The organism is Okeania sp. (genome assembly GCF_983059655.1).
The window spans coordinates 1-3,794 of record NZ_CEZPJD010000772.1; the positions used below are offsets into that span (position 1 = coordinate 1).

Genomic DNA, 3,794 nt, shown 5'->3' on the forward strand with positions numbered 1-3,794 from the left:
TGTTTTACTAATAAAACTATAAATATTATTTCAATTATTAGTTGTATTAAGTTAATTTTATCATATATTGTCTTTAATCATTTGAGGTAATTTATGTCTAAATCTTCTGATTCTGGTACTTTCAGTAATTTTACCAATCAAGAAACTGATGACAAACAGCCACCTCCTAAGATAAACATAGATGAGCTGTTAACTCAATTTAAACATTCTCATGAATTATATTATAAGATGCTTAATCTAGAAATTTTTGCTTTAGTCGAAACTCTAGAGCAATTTTTTCCTGGTGCTTGGAGTCAATTTATGGCCAATCGTCAGGTATCTATGAAGCAATTTTTGCAACATTATCGGAGTCGGAGTAGGAGAGCACAGACTTAGCGAAGCCAGAAGTCAGAAGTCAGAAGCCAGAAGTTATTTTTGTAACGAGGATTTGAGCAAGGCTTCAAAAACCCGATCGCCAATCAAGGCGGGGTGGCGCGACCCAATTATTTTGATAATCCGATAACAATTATGTTATCAGATTATTATACTAAAGATTAAATTTTAATATGCTATTTAGCTTCTGGGTCAATGTCTACTCTTGGTAGTCCTAGACTATAGTTATTGACACGACCACCTAGATTATAGCTAATTTGACCAGATTGTAATAGCGATCGCACAAAATGCTCTAAATCGGAACCTATACGACGTAGGTTGTATTCAGTTAAATCTTCCCCACTATAGGATTCTACCAGATCGTCAAACTTTCCGTAAATCTGCTGCACAGCAGTATCATTCCAGTTAAGTTCGTTATCAGGGTCGATATCGAGAGTTAATACCCGATCGTCAGGAACGAGTTCATTGTCTTCTATAACTCCAGCAAAAATATGGATATGTCTAGTTGTTGATTTTAATAGCATGAGTAATTTTCTCTCTGTGACTTTTTGTTAAATTCTATCGTAATGAAGTTATAAGTCAAAAGTCAGATTTTTTTGATCGGCTCAAAACAAGGAGTCGGGAGTCAGGAGGAAAGAAAGAAGAAAAAAGGGCGTTGGTAAATTAGTGTATGATATTAACCTTAATTACTTAGGAGTCAGGAGGGAAAAAAGAAGAAGAAAGAGGAATAGAAGGAGACAGTTTTTCGGGGAGCGTAAAGGTCACGGAGTTCTATAGCGCTCTTATCCGAACTATCATACCTCAAATTACCAACACCGAAAAAAGATAAAGTTTTCTGGAGCGCTAATTATCCGGATATGATATAAGACATTTGTCATACCAAATTGGTAAATTTTTGCTATAAATAGCTAGTGTCGCTACCCGAAAGTCAAAAATCAAAAGTATTGATTGGTAAAGTTTTTAGGATTTTGTAACTGGTTAGTTAGGGCTTGCTGATTAAATATCAAAGTCTTTACTGATATTGGTTTTAGCCTTTTTAGATCAGAAATACCTGATTTTCGCCTTATAAAGCTCAAAAGTGAGTATTCTGGCGTATAGTTGGGCAGAGTTGGCAAGGGATAATTTTTCTGACTACCTCCTCTACAACTCCCTCCAAATCTTGATTCTTAGCTACTCCCTACTCCCTACTCCCTACTCCCTACTCCCTACTCCCTACTTTCAAGGAGATGTAGCAAGACTTTTGAGAAATGGTATAACTCTATTTCTTAATAGTAATGCTATGTTTGATTACCGTCTTCTATTTTTGATATTTTGTATAATATTAGACTTGCTTAATTCGGTATAAAAAAATGTTCTATCTGAACACCATTGCCAAATCTTTGAATTTATTTCCCCATGTCCCCAGACTTACACACCAGCACCAAACTTTAATCCCATTCTGGACCCATCAACTTACCTCTTAATTGCCATTTACCTAAATTGGGGTCATTAACTTCTAGTAACCCACTGTACAACTCCTGTTTGGCGTATGGACTCTCTAAAACAGGCCAATTTTTTAAAATTCTTTTCTCCTCATTAACTACAGCCTCCCCGATAGCACCATCTTGCTGATATGTCATAACTATGCGATCGCCAACTAAACTCAAATAACTCAAACGCCCTTGACTCTCCCATTCGCTATCATCAATCAGAGTTTTATCCAACGCCTGTTTTAAACTTTCAAAATCTCCAACATCAGCTACCCTTGCCACATCAGTGACCCAAGCTGTCTTTTTTCCTGTAGCAACCATTGCTTGGTAATCTTTATATTTCCGAGATAATGGTTGTAAACTTACCTCATCTGCCCAAGGTCGAACACATAACCAAATATTTTCAATGCGCCAAATATACCAATTTTTATATTTTTTCGGTTCACCATAACGCTTTGGCAAAACTAAATTCGACTGTGCTGGCACTCCTGCTTGCAAATCTCGATCGCTGAGAATTAGCTGAAACATTACTGCTCCCTTCTGCTGTACATATTGATCGCCAGGGCTACTTCCAGTTGCTTGGGGTCCATGATAAGTGCCACCTAAACCTACTACTGCGTTATTAATGCCTTCAGAGTCACGCACTACTAACTTATAAGTAGTATATTGTGCGCTAATTGTACCCTCAACTTGATAACTACGAGTAGGCTCTAATAAAGTGCCTAAACTATAGTCCTCAGTTATATAGAATTTTTCCCATAAGCGGTTTCCTTGAGAGTAACTGTAGTAAATTGGATGACTTGCCCTGAGTTGAAATGGCAGTGGCACTTGTTTACGAGCTAGTGCCCGCAGATGTTCTGGAGGACGATATGTGCTTAGAGCTGCTGGCAATGCTAACCTAGCAGTACCATTTCCCATCTTTTCTACAGCTTCAGTGCCTTCTCCCCACCACATCCATGCTACTGTACCTAACCCAGTATTCCAGGTACTGCGATCGAAACCCCGACTTTCCGCACCTCCAGCAGTGCCCCAACTTAGTCTTAGTGCCATATTAGTTGCATACCAATCTAGTAAACCTTTTGCCAGTTTTTTTAATTCTGGGTCGCGAGCAAAATCATAGAGATTGAGTAATCCACCAATACTATATCCATAATAAGTGGAAGAATGAAATTCTCCTTGTCCAATAGTTAAAAATTTATTCAGCTCTGCTCTCAACCATGCCTCATTTGTAGCAGCAGTTGCCGGATCTCCTACAGGCCAACTACTTCCATCCATCAATGCTAAACCGGATGCACGATGCATAAACATATGATTTTCTGTTCCAGTTTTTATCCACTTGAAGACTTTCGGTCGTTGTAGTTGATTTTTGTAAGATGCTAATACATCAGATGGCATTTTATCTCTAAATAAAAAGAAAATTCGCACATCTAGATAACTACGGAAGTGATAAAGGCTTGGTTTATCTTTATCTAGTTGAAGTAAAATTTTCCAGGTTTCTTCTTCATTATAAAGTTTTCCTGTTTGTGTATCTTCTAAACTTAATCTAGATAAAATTACTGGCAGTAGGTATTTATGAGGATCTCCAATTTTTCTGGGTCTCCACCAATTATCTAGTTCTTCTAAGTCTATAGCTGCTAGTTTCTTACGAATTGCCAAACTTCTTGCTTGAAATTTACTTTCTTCTTCTAAAGTATTTGGTTGTAATAATTCTACAGTACTTGGTTGTAACAATATTGTCTGATTTTTGTCATCTAATTCTTGTATTTTTTTGCTGTTTTTTTGACATCCTAAAATCATGAAATTTAATAAAATGGTAGCTATTGTTACTATACTAATAGAGAATTTTTGTCGATTTTTCATAAATTTATTACTGATTTTAAAATATAGTTTATACCAGATGTAAAAAAGAGTGCTATGAAAAGGTGCATCTCGAACTGAGATTCTGAAAAAGAG

Annotated in this window: 4 protein-coding genes; 2 read left to right on the forward strand and 2 right to left on the reverse strand. The window is 36.6% G+C overall.

All coding sequences use genetic code 11. The annotated features are described in order from the left end of the window. The first annotated feature begins 93 nt into the window (after nt 1-93). Nucleotides 94-375, forward strand: coding sequence for a hypothetical protein (locus AC3DU7_RS28145; RefSeq protein ID WP_488042560.1), 282 nt, complete (start codon nt 94-96; stop codon nt 373-375). A gap of 173 nt (nt 376-548) precedes the next feature. Here the strand turns inward: AC3DU7_RS28145 and ndhM are convergent, their stop codons facing one another. Then, nucleotides 549-896, reverse strand: coding sequence for an NAD(P)H-quinone oxidoreductase subunit M (gene ndhM / locus AC3DU7_RS28150; RefSeq protein ID WP_488042561.1), 348 nt, complete (start codon nt 894-896; stop codon nt 549-551). Between the two features lie 554 nt (nt 897-1,450). On the opposite strand from ndhM, the gene AC3DU7_RS28155 reads away from it, so the two are divergent. Continuing rightward, complete coding sequence (locus AC3DU7_RS28155; RefSeq protein WP_488042562.1) at nt 1,451-1,717, forward strand: hypothetical protein; 267 nt, start codon at nt 1,451-1,453, stop codon at nt 1,715-1,717. An 82-nt stretch (nt 1,718-1,799) separates the two neighbouring features. Here the strand turns inward: AC3DU7_RS28155 and AC3DU7_RS28160 are convergent. Continuing rightward, nucleotides 1,800-3,794 (reverse strand): hypothetical protein (locus AC3DU7_RS28160; RefSeq protein WP_488042563.1); only part of this gene is annotated, 1,995 nt, incomplete at its 5' end.